The organism is Vibrio sp. J1-1, assembly GCF_021728395.1.
Classification (GTDB): Bacteria; Pseudomonadota; Gammaproteobacteria; order Enterobacterales; family Vibrionaceae; genus Vibrio.
Genome location: NZ_JAKKCM010000011.1, coordinates 64,009 through 83,012 on the forward strand (window position 1 = coordinate 64,009; position 19,004 = coordinate 83,012).

14 protein-coding genes and 4 tRNA genes are annotated in these 19,004 nt (G+C 42.6%); 6 read left to right on the forward strand and 12 right to left on the reverse strand.

Annotated elements, in window-relative coordinates:
* Positions 1–89 precede the first annotated feature (89 nt).
* Positions 90–1,886 (forward strand): Ig-like domain-containing protein, encoded by a 1,797-nt coding sequence (locus tag L3V31_RS16935; RefSeq protein ID WP_237317653.1) that lies wholly within the window; start codon positions 90–92, stop codon positions 1,884–1,886.
* 71 nt (positions 1,887–1,957) lie between these two features.
* Here L3V31_RS16935 and L3V31_RS16940 read toward each other — a convergent pair whose 3' ends face one another.
* Complete coding sequence (locus L3V31_RS16940; RefSeq protein ID WP_237317656.1) at positions 1,958–3,631, reverse strand: DUF11 domain-containing protein; 1,674 nt, start codon at positions 3,629–3,631, stop codon at positions 1,958–1,960.
* A 1,453-nt stretch (positions 3,632–5,084) separates the two neighbouring features.
* On the opposite strand from L3V31_RS16940, the gene L3V31_RS16945 reads away from it, so the two are divergent.
* The 3 genes from L3V31_RS16945 to L3V31_RS16955 all read left to right on the forward strand — a co-directional run bounded on the left by L3V31_RS16945 (position 5,085) and on the right by L3V31_RS16955 (position 8,360).
* Entirely contained in the window at positions 5,085–6,410 is a 1,326-nt protein-coding gene (locus L3V31_RS16945; protein ID WP_237317658.1) for a diguanylate cyclase, read from the forward strand.
* Between the two features lie 119 nt (positions 6,411–6,529).
* A complete protein-coding gene (locus L3V31_RS16950) occupies positions 6,530–7,459 on the forward strand; it encodes a CHAD domain-containing protein (RefSeq protein ID WP_237317660.1) in 930 nt (309 codons plus the stop codon).
* Positions 7,460–7,571: 112 nt separating this feature from the next.
* Positions 7,572–8,360: a lipase gene (locus L3V31_RS16955; protein WP_237317662.1), complete on the forward strand. Its 789-nt coding sequence runs from the start codon at positions 7,572–7,574 to the stop codon at positions 8,358–8,360.
* A gap of 53 nt (positions 8,361–8,413) precedes the next feature.
* On the opposite strand, the gene L3V31_RS16960 is transcribed toward L3V31_RS16955, so the two are convergent.
* The 7 genes from L3V31_RS16960 to L3V31_RS16990 form a co-directional block, all read right to left on the reverse strand.
* Entirely contained in the window at positions 8,414–9,214 is an 801-nt protein-coding gene (locus L3V31_RS16960; protein ID WP_237317664.1) for a metal ABC transporter permease, read from the reverse strand.
* A gap of 3 nt (positions 9,215–9,217) precedes the next feature.
* Positions 9,218–10,144, reverse strand: a complete 927-nt coding sequence (locus tag L3V31_RS16965) for a zinc ABC transporter substrate-binding protein (RefSeq protein WP_237317666.1) — start codon at positions 10,142–10,144, stop codon at positions 9,218–9,220.
* Positions 10,134–11,276: a hypothetical protein gene (locus L3V31_RS16970; RefSeq protein WP_237317668.1), complete on the reverse strand. Its 1,143-nt coding sequence runs from the start codon at positions 11,274–11,276 to the stop codon at positions 10,134–10,136. The genes L3V31_RS16965 and L3V31_RS16970 overlap by 11 nt, the downstream gene beginning before the upstream one ends.
* Positions 11,277–11,671: 395 nt before the next feature.
* A complete protein-coding gene (locus L3V31_RS16975; RefSeq protein ID WP_237317670.1) occupies positions 11,672–11,926 on the reverse strand; it encodes a nitrite reductase in 255 nt (84 codons plus the stop codon).
* Positions 11,927–12,196: 270 nt separating this feature from the next.
* Positions 12,197–12,270: transfer RNA gene (locus L3V31_RS16980), tRNA-Cys, on the reverse strand.
* Between the two features lie 30 nt (positions 12,271–12,300).
* Positions 12,301–12,387, reverse strand: a tRNA-Leu gene (locus tag L3V31_RS16985).
* Between the two features lie 74 nt (positions 12,388–12,461).
* Positions 12,462–12,553 (reverse strand) — tRNA-Gly (locus L3V31_RS16990).
* Between the two features lie 431 nt (positions 12,554–12,984).
* Here L3V31_RS16990 and L3V31_RS16995 point away from each other — a divergent pair.
* A complete protein-coding gene (locus tag L3V31_RS16995) occupies positions 12,985–13,716 on the forward strand; it encodes an AzlC family ABC transporter permease (protein ID WP_237317672.1) in 732 nt (243 codons plus the stop codon).
* Positions 13,713–14,021 (forward strand): AzlD domain-containing protein, encoded by a 309-nt coding sequence (locus L3V31_RS17000; RefSeq protein ID WP_237317674.1) that lies wholly within the window; start codon positions 13,713–13,715, stop codon positions 14,019–14,021. Before L3V31_RS16995 ends, L3V31_RS17000 begins: the two co-directional genes overlap by 4 nt.
* A 104-nt stretch (positions 14,022–14,125) precedes the next feature.
* On the opposite strand, the gene dld is transcribed toward L3V31_RS17000, so the two are convergent.
* From dld to viaA, 4 genes are all read right to left on the reverse strand, one after another.
* Complete coding sequence (gene dld / locus L3V31_RS17005; RefSeq protein WP_237317676.1) at positions 14,126–15,832, reverse strand: D-lactate dehydrogenase; 1,707 nt, start codon at positions 15,830–15,832, stop codon at positions 14,126–14,128.
* Between the two features lie 389 nt (positions 15,833–16,221).
* On the reverse strand, positions 16,222–17,124 hold the full coding sequence (locus tag L3V31_RS17010) for a LysR family transcriptional regulator (RefSeq protein WP_237317678.1): 903 nt from the start codon (positions 17,122–17,124) through the stop codon (positions 16,222–16,224).
* Positions 17,125–17,328: 204 nt separating this feature from the next.
* Positions 17,329–17,402, reverse strand: a tRNA-Cys gene (locus tag L3V31_RS17015).
* A 140-nt stretch (positions 17,403–17,542) separates the two neighbouring features.
* Positions 17,543–18,997 (reverse strand): ATPase RavA stimulator ViaA, encoded by a 1,455-nt coding sequence (gene viaA / locus L3V31_RS17020; RefSeq protein ID WP_237317680.1) that lies wholly within the window; start codon positions 18,995–18,997, stop codon positions 17,543–17,545.
* Positions 18,998–19,004: the final 7 nt, after the last annotated feature.

The following is a 19,004-nucleotide window of genomic DNA, read 5'->3' on the forward strand; positions in this document are numbered from 1 at the left end:
TAGCATGCTTTCAAATTAATCACAGGCTGAAGGATATTTGGTCTTAACTTTTTAATCGTGGATGTAGTATTTAGGTAACTTTTTTACGTATGTTTAATTTCCCAACTCAACCCAAGTCTTTTGCCTCTGGCATTTTTAAATTTTCAGTTACAGCTCTTCTATCATACCCGTTGGCGTTTTCTGCAGCCGCAGAAGAAATAGCCCCGGTGACTGGTGAGCATAATACTCTGGTATTTTTGGTTAACTTTCAGGAAAACCCTAATGAAATGCCGATGACAACTAATGAGGCTCATGATCTCGTTTTTGGTACCATTAACGAATATTATCAAACGGCATCTTATGGTCAGATGTCGCTTGTTGGTGAAGTCGCAGGAGTATTTACTGCACCATTTTCCAACCAATCCTGCCCTAGCGCTGTAGCGGTTGCCGATGCGGTTAATGCCCAGGCTACCGAAGCAGGTATCCCCATCGTTCAATTCGACCATTACCTTTACCTGACAACACATACTGCCTGTGGAACAAATGGTTCCTCTACTATAGGTGGATCTCCTTCAGAAGCGACGATTAATGGTAATTTTGAACCGCGTATTGTAGCACACGAGTTAGGTCATAGTTTTGGCTTACGTCATTCTAAAGCTTTGGAGTGCGATGGCTATAGTATTGGGGAAGACTGTTCGGTCATAGAATACGGTGACAGTTACGATACGATGGGTAACTATGATATGGGGTATTTCAATACTTTTCAGAAAGAACGTTTAGGCTGGATGTCTTCAGCTATATCCCCAGATATTACTGTTGCAGAGCAAGATGGTTTATATACTATTGGCGCATATGAAGAGAATGCAGGTCTGCCAGTAGCCTTAAAAATCCCTCGCGGTGTTGACCCTGATACTGGCGAAATGCGTTGGTTCTATATTGAGTATCGTCAGTCATTGGCACATGACAACTTTTTGGAAAGTCGGTCATACACTTTTTGGCGCGAAGATGTGACAGATGGCATTGTCGTTCGTATTGCAACAGATGGTAACGGGAAGAGCAGTCGCCTTCTTCATATGAAGCCTAACTCGTATTTTAAGCAGGTGTTAGGTTCTAATGATTGGGAAGATCCTTCTCTTCCTGCGGGGGAAAGCTTTACAGACCCTGAGACTGGTATCACCATAGACTTTATTTCTGCCGATGGCGTAAAGGCTGATATTAGTGTTCAATTCGGAAGCTCGCAGCCAACTTTACCAATTGATCAGTGTCAGTTAGTGGTTCCGTCAATAACCGTATCTGCTGTGTCTGAACAGACATCTCTGCCAGGAGAGGCATTACAATATCTTGTTCAGGTGACTAACAATAATTCTATCGAGTGTGATTCAGCCAGTTACCAAATCCAGGCTGCTGTAGATGCAGGCTGGCAGGCTGATGTTGCTGCCTTAAGCTTGTCTGCTGGTCAATCTGATGAGTTATTGATCAGTATTACTTCTGCGTCAGACAGCGTAGCCGGAATTTATTCAATACCAGTGACAGCAACGATGGAATCAGACTCTGAATACAGTGCAACAGATGAAGTTGTGTATCAGATAGAAGAGCAAGTTGTGTCTGAACCACTGATAACGGCTAGTGATGATGTCGTGACAATAACAACCAAAGAAGCGGTTACGATTGATGTACTGGGCAACGATACACTGAGTGACAACACAACCGTGTTAGGAGTATCTGCTCCGAAATGGGGAAGTGCTGAAATATTGAATGATGGTAGTGTGCTTTATACTCCGGGTAAAAAATTCCGAAGCAGCGATAGTTTTACCTACACAATTTCTGATGGGAGCAGCAACTCAACAGCCACTGTTGAAATAAACCTAGAATCAATAAAAACCACTGGTAAACCCCCTAAAAATTAACGGACTTATAATGAAAAATAAGCCCGGCATTTTTTCTGTCGGGCTTATTAGCGAGTGTAGATTATATGTTATTAATCAGTGCCACAATCAGGGCACTCATCTTCACAGATAGAACAGTCTGCAGTATCTTGTACAGTATCGGTTACATCTGGTTTAACTTTCAGGTGACCTTTAGCAGTAACTGTGTCTCTGAAGCCATTTGTTGCAACAGTATCAAAATCATCAGGGGTATAGCTACCGTAGTACGATACACATTCACCTACAGCTTCATCACCAGCAGGAGCTAATTCTAAATCGATGCCGCTGTTAGGAAATGCAGTCTGCATATCTGCATCTTTATAAATAGTGTCTGTTTTGTCATCAAATATCGTATCCAAAACCATGGTCAATGTCTTATGCGTATTACAGACTTGCCCTGAGAAGCCTACCCCAATCGCAATAACACCTGAGTTCTCATAGTTAGGTATAAATTTACTAGTACAGTCTTTATTTACTGATAGTGATGCGTTGAGATCAGCTCCTTGACAGTCATCTGTTGCCATATCGGTGACAGTTTTTTCTGCGCCGTCAGTATCAACAGGGGCTGCCATGACAATAACGGTATTATCAAGGCCATATGCAGTTGATTCAATAGTGCCTGAATATGAGACCTCTGCACCAGGAAGCAGAATATCAGCGACAGCAATTGGTACGTAGTTATCGGTTTCGTCGATTTGATCTTGTTTATAAACAGGATCTTCAGTATCAATAACAACGACATTATATAAAGTACCTACACCGTCATTGATTACTTTACCGCTGAAGTCATATTCATAACCCGTTTCGGTATCATTTACCCGACCTTGTGAACATTCTTTGGTGACATCAATACTACATAGTTCAAAGGAATCCATAGCAAAGTCTTTCAACTGTGCAGTAATACTACTTGATGCACGGGTTTCAGCAGCAAAAGCACTGAAGCAGGCTTTAGTATCCAGAACCTGAGTCAGGTTAATACCGCCTTCAAAGAAAGACTCGATTGGGAAACCATCAATTGGATCGACAACAGTATTAGTTGACGCACACAATAACTGATTAGATCCCGGATTACATAGAGCATTTTCTTGTTTTTTGAGTCGTAGATTTTCGGCTACACAGTCATCTTCTCCACCTTTTTTGTCTATAAATTGTTTCGTACAAGTATCATCCCATTCCAGTACTAATATTTCTGGACCGAGGTTAGCAGATTGCAGATAATTGACCTGGATGAGAACATCCCCATTCATATGTTCTCCTTCGAAAGAGCCGTCTGCATTAGTTGAAACATCATCCTGATAGAACCAGAAACCCATGAACGCGTCACCGTTAGTACCTTCCCTAAGTGCTGCGAAATTAATGATTAAGTCTCCAGATTCTTCATAAGCAGCGGCATAGGCGTGCAGGATATTACCTTTATCCAGAATACTACCGTTCACCCAGCTTAAATCTGGAATATCAAAGGTATTTTTTTTACCCCCACCATAAACGTCATCTGGCAAATCAGTATCATCTATATTGGTATACACTTTTGCATCGCCGTCTAGAGGAGGGGTGCCCCAGTCGTCACCTGCGACTTCACTATCATCCCAAAAGTTAGCGCTTGCTTCTAACTCAAAAATACCATCGGATGGTGTAGCTATAGCACCAACCGCCGTAAATAAGCTTATACAGAACACCAATGTGGCGTTGAGTAAAGTTTTCCATGTATATCTTGTTGCAAAATCCATCTTAACTCCTCATCTGCATCAGGCAGAAGACATTTGGGATCAGGTTGCAACGGCACCCAATTACCCCGTGATTAGAACCCTTGCAAACATCGCTATGCATTTTCAACACAGCTAACAAAGCACCAAGGACAAAGCACGAAGTGAGCCAAGATTTATGTTATTGAAAAAGTTAATAATTTATTAGTAAAAAAGCCCAAATTGTGTACCAAATAAAGCACAAGTGTTACACAGTGTTACACTTGTAAATGCAAACGATTGAAAATCCTTAACTTCTACTATTTATAATATTTACAGGTGTGGACACTTACTGATACGACTGCTTGAAGTTACTGAATTTTGGCGACTTATAATGATATAGATGAGGAATGCGATAATTTATAGTAGAAGGCATTTAAAATATGTTTAGTAAAATATCGACTACTGAATAGGTTGGCATGGTATTCTCGGATGAGAATGCATTAATTTACTGAGTGCACTCTAGTTTTCTATCCATCAACTCAATATGACTATATTGCCAAGTATGGATGAAGGCTGACTTCAGGTTCGCGATTACTGTTAGAGAATCATTTTCACATTTAGTGTCAACGCACTCAGAATAGATAAAATATAGTTAGATTCATCATTATGTTTTTATAAAGTTTATTTTATTTGACTTGCTCCCCTTTGTCGATTCTTTGGGAGCCAGACTGTATGATCAAGTAACCGGAATCAAATAGCCTATTTACTAGCATCTACATATAAATCAATATGATACTATTCCTGTACCATAAATAAGACTCCGTTCGATTTCTTTTAAGGTAAGTTTTAAGTTTTTATCTTCACTAAAACCATATTGCTTAAAACCACTACAACTCAGAGTTTATTTCGAAAAATTAGATTGACCCATTAGCTATTTGGTTTGAGTTTTACTTGCTAGTCGCTTGATTCAGCTCAATATTATCGTCGATTGCGAGAACAACACAAGGTATTAGTATTATATTAATTATAGAGATTGAAGATTTTAAAGTAGAAAGAATAAAAGCGTTTATATACCTAAATTATTCATCGTTTATTAATCTTTTTATGTTATATAGGGAAGAACCGTTATGACATTACGCAATAAAGAACTTACTCTGTTAATCATCGCGTGCTTGGTGTTTCTCGTTTGTATCACACTTGGAAAATAAACATGATGCATAACACAATCGAGAGCACTTAATTGTCCTTACCTTCTTAAATGCCCTTTATTAGGCAGACCGCCCCTGAGAAGATACTCTATCTAAGGTTACACCTGTACCATTGCCAATGGTATGCATCATAGAAAGTAATGATCAATACACTTGCGATTAATATGGCAAATAAACATCATGCTGTGCTAATGTAGCGACTTTTGATTGCTCGCCTCCAGCCCACGATTACTTCAATAAACATGACGAAACTGCAAAAACGGACATTCTTACCCACTAGGTCATTGATGCACACGATAACTTGGCTGTTGTGTGTCATGGTGGTTTCTGTGTTCGGTTGTCTTGTATTTTTTTTGAATTCATTAGATGACCTTGCAGCCGATGAATTAGCTCAAAGAGTTCACTTAACGATAAAGCTTGAGCAGCGCACAGCAAGGGACTCGCTCGAAGAGTATTCATTCTGGGACGAGGCATACCAAAAAATAGAGATCGAGCGTGACTTAGATTGGGTTGCAGCTAACTCTGGTGATTACCTCATGGATAAGTACGACTTTGATTTCAGTGTCGCAGTTACTCGCGGAGATCAAGAAGTCTACCTAATTAAAAGCGTCGATGCTCAAACCATCAACTATAACGATTTAAAACAGCCACTTCTTGAGCTGATGGCTGTCTCCGAGCAACTGAATACCGAGAAGAAGCTCACCAATGGCGTGTTCCGTATTGACCAAGATGTATATCACATCGTTGGTGGACCTTTTATCAGTGAGCAGGATCAACAACCACGCAAAGGGACATACCTAGCGTTGGGAAAACGTATTGATACCGACTATCTCAGTAAACTTGAAAACGATTATCAACTATTCGGCCTCAATCTGGTTGACACCCCCAATGGGCTAACAAGTTTCATGACGCTCTACTCCCCTTCCGGTAGTGTCGTTGGCAGCCTGTCTTGGCAGCCTCGCGTTCCAAGTAAAGCGATCATCCCGACAATCACGCTCATAACGATCTTGTTTGCCTTCCTTATTACGGCGGTGACTATGTATATCTTGAAAAAAGAGCAAGTCAGCCGCGAAGAATATGAGGGTCAGTTGTTTGAGGAAGCAACGACAGACTCTTTAACAAAAGTTAAGAACCGACGCTATTTTATGATGATGGGTGTCAACGAATTTAATACCTGCCGCCTACTAGCAGAAAAACAACTTTCCGTTTTGGTTTTGGACCTCGACTATTTTAAAAACATCAATGACCAGTTTGGACATAGTGTCGGTGATAAAGCGTTGACACATTTTACTCAAGTGTGCCGTACTGGATTGAGAAAGGCAGATATCTTGGGGCGAATAGGTGGCGAAGAATTTGCCGTTCTTTTGCCTTTGACCGATGCTAAGAAGGCGCAAGAAGTTGCGAACAGAATTCGAGCATTGATCGAAAAAAGCCCCTGTGTTTCTCATGGTAAACTGATCAATTTAACCGTTAGTATTGGCATCGCATCGTTTAATCAGCAAGACAACTTTGAAGCGTTGCTTGAAGAAGCTGACAAAGCGTTGTACAACGCTAAACATCAGGGTAGAAACCAAGTCATCATTTATCATGACTATATGCAAGAGTTAGGGTAAAACACGAGCAAAGTTAATCGGAAAGCTTTTCGGCTAGTTGGCCTTCCCACTCTCGAAGAATTGAGTATTTAGGTATACCATTAAACATCTAAAGCGTCTGCGTTTGGGAGTTTCTGACTATGTCTAAAAAGCCACCGTCTCGTTTGCCGTTGTATTTTGATTCTGACATTAACTTTATCCTTCCTAATTTTCTTATCAGCGAGTTTGTCTATGCAAGATCCTTAGAAAAAGAGGTCATCCTTGGTCGAGATCCCGAGTTTAACCATCAATACCGTGTCACTTTGAGACGCATGCGCTCACTAAGCCTTTTGTTAAAAGAACTCTTACCTTCATTTGAACGAAAGCTCCTCAAACCAAACTTGAAATTGGTGATGAAAAAAACCAATTTGCTGCGCGATCTGGATGTATTCGTCATGGATAAAGCACGTTATTTATCCATGCTCCCTGACCATAAGGCATCGTTAGAACGTATTTTTTCCACGATAGAGGACCACCAGATCAAAGAGCATCAGCACGTGGCTGATTGGTTGAAAAGCAGACCATACCTTAGCACGTCAATTTTGATTGAAAATAGCCTCCACCGTGCTCTACAAAGCGAACATCAATCCGAGCCCGTTAATCCACTAAGTTTTGCAAACAATAAGATTGTGACCCAGTTTCGCCAAGTGAGTAAGTCAATCAACAAGATTTCTGACACGAGTGAGGACAACGATATTCACGCATTGAGAATTAAATGCAAATCGCTACGCTATCTTCTTGAATGCTTTTCTGCGCTCTATTCGAAAGATCAGCACAAAGATAATGTTAAACACCTCAAGTTGCTGCAAGATAAGCTCGGAGAATTTAACGATACCTCCACACAAATCACTTTTTTCTCTCATCTGCGAAAGACTTCGACCAAACACAAAGCAGATCGAAAAGCATTGAAAGCGCTGATTAAAGAAATAAAAAGCCAACATAATCAATCTCGTCAGGCCCTCGTGAGTCATATACAGCAGTTCAATCAATTCATTAAGGAATCATCCGCTTTGGATCTTTATCGCGTTTAACCAATCTAACGTCCTGCGGAGTTTGAGTCTCTATCTATAGACATGGCTTTTTCACGTATTCTTCATAATCTCGCTCTAAAGTGTTGTCTTGGGCAAGACTAAGTAAGATAACGTGAAACCATTAAAACGATACCAATACGAACGTTACGCCGTGTTATGTAATCTGGCGTATCCTCGCGTCTTTAAGCAAACTCGTTACGGATTCGATCCCAACGGTCAGAGAGTCATTAAAAACGAACACGGCAAAATTATGATTCGTGTCCTCTGGAGTAAAGAACGAGAAGAGGTCGTTGTGGTCATTAAAGGTTCTCATAGCCTTTCTGATTGGTTACTAAACTTTGCAATGTGGACCAGAAGTTGTCGTCGATTAGGTCTTAACTATCGTATTCACGCTGGCTTTTACCACTTACTCTTCCAGGAAAGTATGCCAAGCAGAAATGAGGACAACTTAGGCTTAAGTGTCATCGAACGCCTTGAAGACACCATCGTCCCTCTTATTTTACAAGGTAAACGCATTACCATTACCGGGCACTCTTCTGGCGGCGCTATTGGTAGCGTCTTTGCCGATTATATAGAGAGCAAGTACCCGAAAAGCATTAAGCGTGTTGTCACATTTGGCCAACCGGCTATTGGTGATTGGACATTTAAAAAACGGTATCAATTAGGACATAAAACCTATCGTATCTGTTGTGATATCGACATAGTGACTTTCATGCCACCTGTACCCTTTCTCTACTGGCACGTCGGTAAAATGCTGTGGTTATATAATGGTAGGATTTATGAGAACACTCCGACGATGATCCGCTTAGGGCGTTCGTTGATCAGTTGGTTATTACGCCCGTTCTCTTATCACTTGATGAGCAAGTATATTCGCAATAAAGACTTTTTTGATGAAAGGTAGCAATACGTACAACCAACAAACTCGGGCAGAGATTACTATCCAACATCTTATTTTTAAGCGGTTGTCGAAGGAAGACGACCTGCTTTAGTGCCTGTCATTAGGGGCTGAAGAAATAGATTGAACAAAATACCTGCGATAAATAAGGTAATCACAATACTCGCACCGCTTGGTAAATCGTAATAAGCGGACACGACAACCCCCGCTAAAATCCCTACGATTCCAATGCTGATACTGGCAACGAAAAATCGAATTCCCTTCAATGAAGCGGCGCACAGAGCTGGAATCACCAATAAGGCAAACTCCAAGTAAATCCCGGTCAGCTTCACCGTGATCGGCATTAAGAGGGCAAAAATAGGATAAAAACCACCGCCCAGCATGAATTCAGGTTTAAGCCAGACCAAAATTAACATAGCAGCAGTTATCAGCGCTAATGGCCAAACATCATTCCATGTTGACCAAAGTAACTGTCCGTTCAGGATGCCTTTAATAAAGTCAGCACCATGCGGGTCTTTACTCACCAGTAAAATGGCAAGTGATGCCGACACCACGAACAAGCTACCAATCATTGGTTCTAATTGCTCTCGGTAACGTTTTTCCATCAAAGCAATCAAGCCACATAGCAACAAGGACATCACCCAAGGCCCAACCATTTCTCCAAAAAACGAATCAGAGAATAACGTGTATTGGCTTAACCAATAGTGACTTAAGGCCGCACCTAATGCGGCCACTTGTGCCACAGCCAAGTCGATGAAAATGATCTGCCTTTTGAGCACGTGCTGGCCAAGTACCACGTTACCAACCAAAGCAATCAAGCCACATAAAACAACGGGCAGTAGCCACTCATAATCCGCCATTTGTTAGAACTTCTCAGGAACAGCGGTATCTAAGACATCAAGCAAATTGTCAACCACTTGGTCATACATTACGTCAAGGCTCTGTCCATCAGTCACCGTAAACGGCAGTTCAATAACAGGCTTACCCGTATGTTGCTGTAGCCAATCGACTGGACGTTGATCTTGATGAGGCGAGTAAACAATCGCATCGAAGGTACCCGCATCCAACTTGGTTATAGATTGTAGATGTGATGTGGTAGGTGAAATGCCTGGTTTAGGCTCAAGGTCTGCGATTTGCTGTATTCCTAACCACTCGTACAAATAACGATAAGTTTCGTGATACCCCACAACTCGCTTACCTTGCAAAGGTGCAGCTTTTTCATTCCACTCATTGAGTTTTTTACGCCAAAGCGCGCGGAATTTAATGCCGTTGAACTGGTAACTATGAGCGTTGTCTGGATCAACGATTTTCAAGCGCTCTGTTACCGCATGTGATAGTGGGATCATATAATTAGCCGCAAATTGCACATGCGGATTTCCGTGTGCGTGTATATCACCCATGCTGCGGTCGACATGATCATGAGTGTCTAACATACCAACGAAATCGGACGCATAAATCATGCTCGGCGCACCATTTTGTACTGCAACGTTACTGCTGCGAGTTTGCAACATTGGTAGCCAGCCCACTTCCAATTCAGCCCCTGAACACATTGCTATATCCGCTTGACGCATCTTAGCAATCAAAGATGGTCTCGCTTGTACGTAATGCGGGTCTTGTTTCGCTGTGGTCGCGGAATATATCATCGCATCTGGCGCATGACTTTCCAGGAACGCTTTCCACTCAGGCTCGCAAACAAAAATATTCAGTGCCATAGCGGGTGAAGCAATGACAGCAGCACCCGCCGCCATCATTGCTAAACAATGCTTAGTAAAAATCAGCTTAGAACGCATGAGCACCGTGCGCTCCGAATGTCATGACGTATTGCACAGTGAATACATTGTCTGTTTCGCTGTTTTGATTCTCAACCCGAGAGTATTGGGCACGGACAGTACCGAAATGAGAAGAATCCCAAGCTATCATTGCGTCGAATTCTTTGTCTTCAAGTGCCGTGAAGTGCATGTGATCCCCATGGGCATGACCATCATAACTTTCAGCTTCTCCGTAACGCACACCCGCCGACCAGTTTGGGTTGAAGCGGTAAACACCCGATATGTAATAAGCACTTAGGTCATCTGGAGATTCAGCATCATCTTTATATTTACTGTCGACTATTCCGTCCAGCAACATATATTCAGCCGCTAGAGTAAAGTTGCGGTACTTGTAGTTACCATCCGGAGCCCATTTCCACACAAGGTCAGCACCGTAGAGATTAGAACCGGTTACGACTGCGCCATGGCTATGATCGTGATCGTGTTCTTCTTCAGCGCCGTGATCATAGTCTTCGAACTCTTTTACTTTGCCGTTTTCATTGCGTAAATAGCTCAAGCCAAACTGCCAGCTTGATGATTCAGAAAAGTCATTACCCAGCTTTAACGTCGTGGTATATACGCCCACTTCTGAACCATCTTCAACTGAAGACATCTTGTCGCCACTCAGTGCTTCTACAGCAAGTTTTACATATAGATCGGTTGGCAACACGATGTTGGTACGTATGCCGTCATCGTAGTAATGCGAACCCAAGAAAGTGCGGTAAGCAATTGGTCGCTCTACGAAGCTGTCACTATGCATGTGTTGGTTGTTTAGGTAACCGAAATCAGACAGGAATCGACCAGCACGTACATTCAAGCCGTATGGCAGGGCCAAAGTTTCAATGAATGCTTCTTCTAGTAACAGTTCAGTTTCATCACTATGACTTTCAAGAACCACCGTTAATGCACCATAAAACTTGTCATCAATATTTGCCGACAAGTTTAGCTCAGTATGCCCGAGGCCAAAACCTTCTTCTCGCTCAGAATTGTTGCGCTCACCGTCTTGATAGTATCCATCCAGTATCACGCCAATCTGAGGATTCGAAAGCGTATCGGCAAAAACCGGGGAGATAAACAAACTACCAACCGCCAAAGAGACCAACTTCTTATTCACTACATTATTCCCTGTATTGTTATGTTATAACATCATTCAATTCGAATGGATGTTATAACATAACAAACAAAGAAAAAAGCCTGACATGTAACAAATTGTAAAAATAAATTGAGCATATCATCAATAACAATCAATAAGTTAATCGACGAAACCTATAGCTATTCAACTAAAAACACGTTTTTCTATGGCTCAAAACTATCCGTCACTCTGGATATTAAGAAGGCTGCACATTCCGGCAATGTCATAGTGGAAAACGTTTGGATCGCATTAAGAATGCATTCATTTTAGGGATGAGAAAGAAACAGATGTTTTTGATACTGGGAGGCAACTATTAGAAAGGTATTAGCCACGGCATGAAATAGCCGAACTCAATCGGCTTTTAGACAATATTTGGATTACAAAGATGCGATTTCTTTATCCAGTTGATACTTACTGTCAGTGACGATTTTTTCCAATACTTCAACGCGTCGTTTTAATTCAATCACTTGCTTTTTGAGACTGTCTTGATCTTCTTGGCTCATGGCATTGCGCTCAGACACCTCCAAAGCTCGTAATTCCTTTTTATGGTTCAAGACAAGTTTCACTATCCCGCCGCCAAACAAAGAACCGAACACAATAGCAACCACCAATACATCAGCAAAAGATTCCATTCTTACATTCCTCTAAATTTTGTTCAGATAAAGGTTACGCATTAACCTAATAAATATCAAACAACACATTGATTAACCATATGCTTTTATTAAAATTTGCGTGCTTTATATTGAAAATAAGTGCATGTTTTTTACAGCGACCAAACATAAGTCCCGCCGATATTAAGATGGGAATGCAAGAACCCTAAAGAACGGAACGATAGAAATGCAGTTGGTATTAGATCGTCAGAAAACGAAAAAAGCCAGTCCTAAGACTGGCTTTTGAAATAATGGAGGCGCCTCCCGGAATCGAACCGAGGTCCACGGATTTGCAATCCGCTGCATAGCCACTCTGCCAAGGCGCCTTTTTGAATTATTTTTTAAAAGGTATTAGATGGTGCCCCGGGCCGGACTTGAACCGGCACAGCGCGAACGCCGAGGGATTTTAAATCCCTTGTGTCTACCAATTCCACCACCAGGGCACGCAATTCTTTGCGATGCCGTTTAGTACGATAAACACCATCTTTGATAACGCTTCTGCGTTATCCTTTTAATTTGGAGCGACACACGAGGTTCCCTTACTCATAAATAAAAAAGCGTGACCTCAACCTTGGCAAGGTTGCGCTCTACCAACTGAGCTAGTGTCGCATGGCTCTTCAGGGCTTTGCCGTGAGAACGAGGCGTACTTTAACCGATTAAATTATCTGGTCAACAATAAATTTTATCTTTTTGATTTGAATGATTAAAAAGCAAGCCAGAGAGTATAATTGGCGTTCAATACGAACATGAATTGCTCACTAGATTACTCGTTGTTTACATCATTATGCTTTAAACAAGCCGCATTGAAACACCGAATAAGTCACAGTACTGTACTGTTTCATCGCTTTTCGCACTGGTTGGTTGTTGTTATCGACAATCATTCATCTCCTATCCTTCCGGTGTTTCAACATTTATCTGTTCGCCATTATTTCTTAGTTGTATTTGAAAACACACGTAATAGATGATAGAGATACTGTTTACAAAAATATAACAACAACCTTATTTGGAATACTCCCTATTCCGGTTAGCTAGGTATCTCTATGACAGAAAATCAACAACAACTCTATCCTCCTTCTAAAGGACTGCACGAGTTTACCCGTTTAGATGTATGGAGCGGGTTTACACAACTACTGCCCCTTTCCATGTTCGTGGTCATATTCGGTCTCGCGTTCGGTGTGGCGGCAGTACAAACTGGCTTAGACGCTTTCCCCACATTACTGATGAGTGGACTCGTATTTGCGGGCGCTTCTCAATTTGCGACGCTGGAAATGTGGGGAGCCGAAGTCCCACTGATTCCAGTACTGATCACCGTATTCGCTATCAACGCACGTCACCTGCTCATGGGAGCAACACTTTACCCTTGGTTGCGCCAGTTGCCGCCAGCCAAACGTTACGGTGTCATGTTGGTTGCGTCAGACGCGAACTGGGCAATGGCAATGAATGCATTTGCTAAAAAAGAACCCGGACTGGGCTTGCTGGTAGGAGGTGGTCTAGCGCTATGGGGCTTCTGGATTGTCGGTACGTGGATGGGCATATATTTCGGTGGCGCAATAAAAGATCCGGTAAGCCTTGGTCTGGATATGGTGATGGGCTGCTTCTTACTGTCTATGGTTGTCGTTGGACCTAAAAACTTGCGTATATTTGCCATTTGGGGAGTTGCTGCAGGCTCTTCATTACTGGCTTACTGGTACCTACCTGAAAACAGCCACGTGGTGGTTGGCGCTGTCGCGGGAGGAATACTTGGGGCATGTTGGAAGGAGGAAAAAGCATGAGTATAGAAACGAGTTTTGGCGGTACGCTTGTTATCATCTTCGCCATGGGTCTTGTAACACTGGCTACTCGCTGGGGTGGCGTATTTGTGATGTCATTTATTCCTATCAGTGAGCGCGTGCAACGCTTTATCACTGCCATGTCAGGCTCAGTATTAGTTGCGCTATTGGCACCACTTGCCGTTGAAGGTGACATCGGCGCACGCATGGCACTGCTTTCTACTGCCGTAGTGATGTTCATCGTCAAAAAACCACTACCAGCTATCGCGGCTGGCATAATCGCCGCAGCTGCTGTACGGGCTATTTAACGCAACCATACTTATTTCCTAAGCGTCCCAAACAAAAAGCCCCTCTACGATAACACGTGGAAGGGCTTAAGTTTTTATATGTGCTCGCTTAAACGCGTAATGGATTAGGCGCAGCAGTTACAGTTGCGCTTGTATTTATCCATCTTACCAATACCTGGGTTGAACGTGTTGGTAGGATCTAACTGATGATAAAACGTCTGCAACGAGTTTTCAGCTTCATACAAATGCCCCACGTTGTGCTCAGCTGGGTATTTCGCACCACGACTATTTAGGTGTTCTAGCATTAGCTTCTTCATCAGCTTGGTATCTGTGCCCTTTTTGAACACGTAATCCTGATGGAAGACATAACACATAAAGTGACCATAGTAGAGCGACTGAACCAAGTTCTCACTAACCTCTTCTGGCAAAGTTTCCAGCCATTCCTCATCATTACGACGCAGCGCAATATCTAACGCGACAATATCTTCCACATCTTTACGATGAATCGTCTCATAACGAATCGCAGCACCTGCCGCCGCGAAACGGTGTAAGAACGCCTTTTTACCTTCGTCTGGTGTGCATTCGAAGAAATCACAATCGCTTTCAACAGCCCATACTTCTTTCAGATACTTTTGAGCTTCTGCTATACCGCCATCGCTCATTTTCAGTATCAAGTGATGTTCGTACTTATCACGATAATCCAGCATGCGTTCAGGTAAGTGTTGCGGGAACAGCTTACTTGCGTAATACAAAATTGAATCTGGCAGATATTTACTAACAAAAGGTACACGCTCTAAAAAGTTTTCTACTTTCGCTTTTAGAGCGAACATTTTAGGTAATCTGTCCGTACCCAATTTGTCGATGGAAAGAAAAACATCCTTGCCGTACTTTTCTGCCATGTTGAAGATATCGCGATGTAGGTATTCGCCCATTTCTGGCAGGTTTTCGAACGTCGATAATATATCTTTTCTTAGCTTCGTCAATTTTGCTGGATCATTGGTGCCAAGGTAAAAGACCTGTTCTTTGTCAGGCACTGGGTAACTGTCGACACGAACCGCAAACACACCAAGTTTACCTGCGCAACCACTGGCTTCGAATAGTCGGCGTTCATCGGCGTTAAAACGAGATGGAATATCAGAGCTAACATCACGAACACGCTCATCGTACTCTTTATCCGAAGCCATACGATCATCATGAATGATCTTGGCAGGATCGAAGTTACCTTCCTGCAAGTTTGTCAGGATCTCTTCCGGTGTGTCACCCAGTCCTTCAATGCCAAGATGGTTCACAAGGTTTAGATTACCCTGCTTATCTACCTGAGCATAAATGGCTAATTCAGTGTATGCCGGGCCGCGCTTAACTAACGCACCACCAGAGTTATTGGCAATACCGCCCACCACAGTCGCACCTAACGAAGAGGAACCAATAATGGAGTGCGGTGCACGGTTAACGGCTTTAAGCGATTTTTCTAGTGAATGTAAGCTAGCACCTGGCAGACAAACCGCCTGCTTGCCCCCATCGAGTAAGTGAATCTTCTTAATTTTTGTAATATTGATAACGACGACATCTCGGTCGTAATCATTACCACTTGGGGCAGAACCCTCAGTAAGACCAGTCTTAGCTGCTTGCATGATGATGATGCAGTTAACCTCGACACACTGTTTGATGATGTTCCACTGTTCTAATAATGTGTTAGGAAACACGACGGCAAGCGCTGTACCGCTACCAGAGCGAAAACCGGAACGGTAATACTTTGTTTTAACTTGATCGGTCAGGACGTTTTCTTCACCGACGATCGTTTTAAATTCTTCTATCAGCTGCTTTTGTTTCATATCCGTATCTCTAGTTATTTTGCTTCACTCGCTCAAGCTGGGTTGATTGAGTTTGGCTCACTATAAGCAGTCCATTTTGCTGCGTCTATCGGTGTAATAGGAACTGTCAAAGCCTGATGACAAACAATTACGACTAAGTCTATAATTTTCAATAGGTTAAGCATTGCTAACGTAAAATTTAACGAAAGAAACAGATTGTTTCCCAAAAGAAACAATAACAAAACCAATCGTTAACATGTGTGCGCAGTATCAAGTTATCAGATTCGTGAATAATTTGGCTGAGTCACGTAACTTGCTAAATAGGAAAGAAATTTAGATTATGTAAATGGAACATAAACACACCATTTAACTCGCTGGGAATGTTGCGTTTATGTTCCAAAATAGAGAAATCAAAAGCGGTGGCTCTGGCTTTGAAAGCTGGCGTATAAGTGGTCAATAAAGATTTTAACCTTTTCTGGCTGCTGCCTTGTATAAGGATATACGGCGTAAATACCGAGACACTTTGCCGTCTCCTCTTTGAACAGTTGGATTAACCGGCCTTGCTTTAAATCGTCATAAACCAAAACGCGGGGAACGTAGATTAAGCCTTGCCCTAAAAGAGCGACATTTCTCAGAACCGACGAGTTATTAATACACAGATTGCCATCTACCGTCACTTGATAAACGTCTTCACCCTCTTTGAAAGCCCATTCCCGTGCGCCGGTTTCTTGGTAGGAATAAACCAGACAGTTGTGTTTTTCTAACTCAGTTGGCTGCTTCGGGATACCGTGTCTGGCAAGGTATTGTGGTGAGGCGCACACTATCCAATTCGCATCGACAAGCTTTCTGGCTATCAGACTAGAGTCTGGTAACACGCCCGTTCTTATCGCCAGATCAAAACGCTCATTGACAATATCGACGAAACGATTATCGAGCTCCATATCGATCTTAATGTCAGGGTATTTGTTATTAAATTCAGCAATGACGCCAGGCAGAATCAATTCACCAGAAATGGTAGGAACGGTAATTTTGATGTTGCCGGATAAATCCTTACCTAACCCAACAATCGATTCTTCCGCTGTAGCAACAGCCTGATATATGGCTTTCGCGTGCTCAAAGAAATACTGACCCGCTTCACTCAGGGTTATTGTGCGTGTTGTGCGATAAAGCAGCTGAACACCGAGATCTTGCTCGAGCTTAGCAATGCGTTTACTGACCACAGATTTGGTCAATTCCATTTGCTTGGCCGCACCACTGAACGAGCCTTGTTCGACCAAGTGATAAAAGATGATGTAATCGTCGGTGTTTCTCATGCTGCTTCATTCAATCCTTTAGAAGAGCGTATTGTAGGCGGATTACGTTTCAGGTGCTGAAAGTAGAGTCACAATAATCGTACCACCTAAACGGCAGATACAAAAAAACCAGCTTTCGCTGGCTTATTGTTGATGCTTTGAGCATCGAGATATCGCTAATACTAATTTTTCAAAAGTATGGAGCCACATCTGAATAATATGTTATGGAGGCGCCTCCCGGAGTCGAACCGAGGTCCACGGATTTGCAATCCGCTGCATAGCCACTCTGCCAAGGCGCCGTCACATTAACGCGTTAAGAGGTCTCCCCCGTTACGTTGGTTGCTACTTTACGGATTCAGAAAAGATAGTCAAACATAAATCTATTATTTCCTGTTTGTTTGCTTCCTTTTAAATCAGTTAGGTGAAGATTCGATCAAACCTAATTGCTACTTACTCTTTTGAGCAGGCGACCGACAACATTAGGATGATAAGACCACACATGATCAAACATCGACATTAACGCCGGGTTCCCATACTTAGACAAACTAATTGCATGGAAACGGTTTTTCTTCGCTTTAAGCGCATTCACTTTTTCTAGTAGCTCATCCTGCTGTTTTGGCGCAATAAAGTCGGAAATCACGACCATATCGGCGTTTTTGTACTTATCACCACTCATTAGATCGATCGACTTGATCAATGTCGGTTCCAAATCGGTGCCGCCATGAAAGCTATAGGTCAGGAAATCAGCCGCTTCACGCAATCCATCCTGCTTAGTGAGTTCGTAAGTAATGTGCTCGGTAGAAAATATGATGACATAGCAGTCACGTTGCTCTGCCAATGCAATTTGCATTAGCGCGTACGCCATTGCCTTGGCACATTGTTCTGGAAAACCACTCATCGACCCGGAAGCGTCTACACAGACAATAAACGGACCTTTTTCGATATCAACCGCTTTGTTATCAGGGCGATGCGCTTTCACTTTTCGTAGCGTACGGGATTTGCCCTGAGTTCGATAGTTCATTAAACGCTTGTCGACGAGGTGTTTATAGAACACCACCTCAAGCTCTGGATAGGCCAAAAACATGGTTTCATTAGGGAGGAGTTTATTTAAATCGTCACTTTCGTGAATACCAACAATATCATCGGTCGCTTCGTCACTTTTTTCCTCAACCATTTGCAACTCTTCAGTCGGAGCGCGATTCAGATCAGGATCATTCACCTGCCCTGCCATGCGACCAAGTTGCTCAGCGATCTCTTGTAAACCTTTATGCTTTTTCAAAAACTCGGCATGACGCTTCATTACCGTAAGGTCAGTCTTACTCAGCTTGGCAGACGCCATATCCCATAATCGACCAACACTTTCCGCATCACCGGATTCTGTCACTTTATCCATATTACGCATGGTTTCCATACGCTGATAAAGATCATTGAGCACTTTTTCTTTATTCGCTTCCAGTTCACTCATCTGAGCCTGTTTGATGGCATCCGCCAAGCTCTGGTACCACTGGTCGCAAAAGTAGTGCGGGAACATCGGGTTATTGACCCCTTTGTTCTTCTCCATCATGCGGCGTGCTTGCATGTAAAACGCAGAGTGCCATTCGAGCTTTTTGATTACGTCTTCCATGCGATCAAAAAACTCATCTTCACTCCAGTGAATCACCTCTTGGTACAAGGCGAGTTCTTGTTGAAATCGCTCTGTTTCACATACCTTAGTAATACGCTTCTTAACATTGCCACGCCATTTTAACAGATGACTTTTCACGGAGGATTTTACCCCTCGGTTTTCAGCCATCATCATAACTTGAGAGCGCGCCATGAGATCGTTAACTGCACTGTCGATGATACCCGAGTCTGCTATCATCAATGCCAAGTTGAATCCATCTGCTCCTAACATGAAGCCT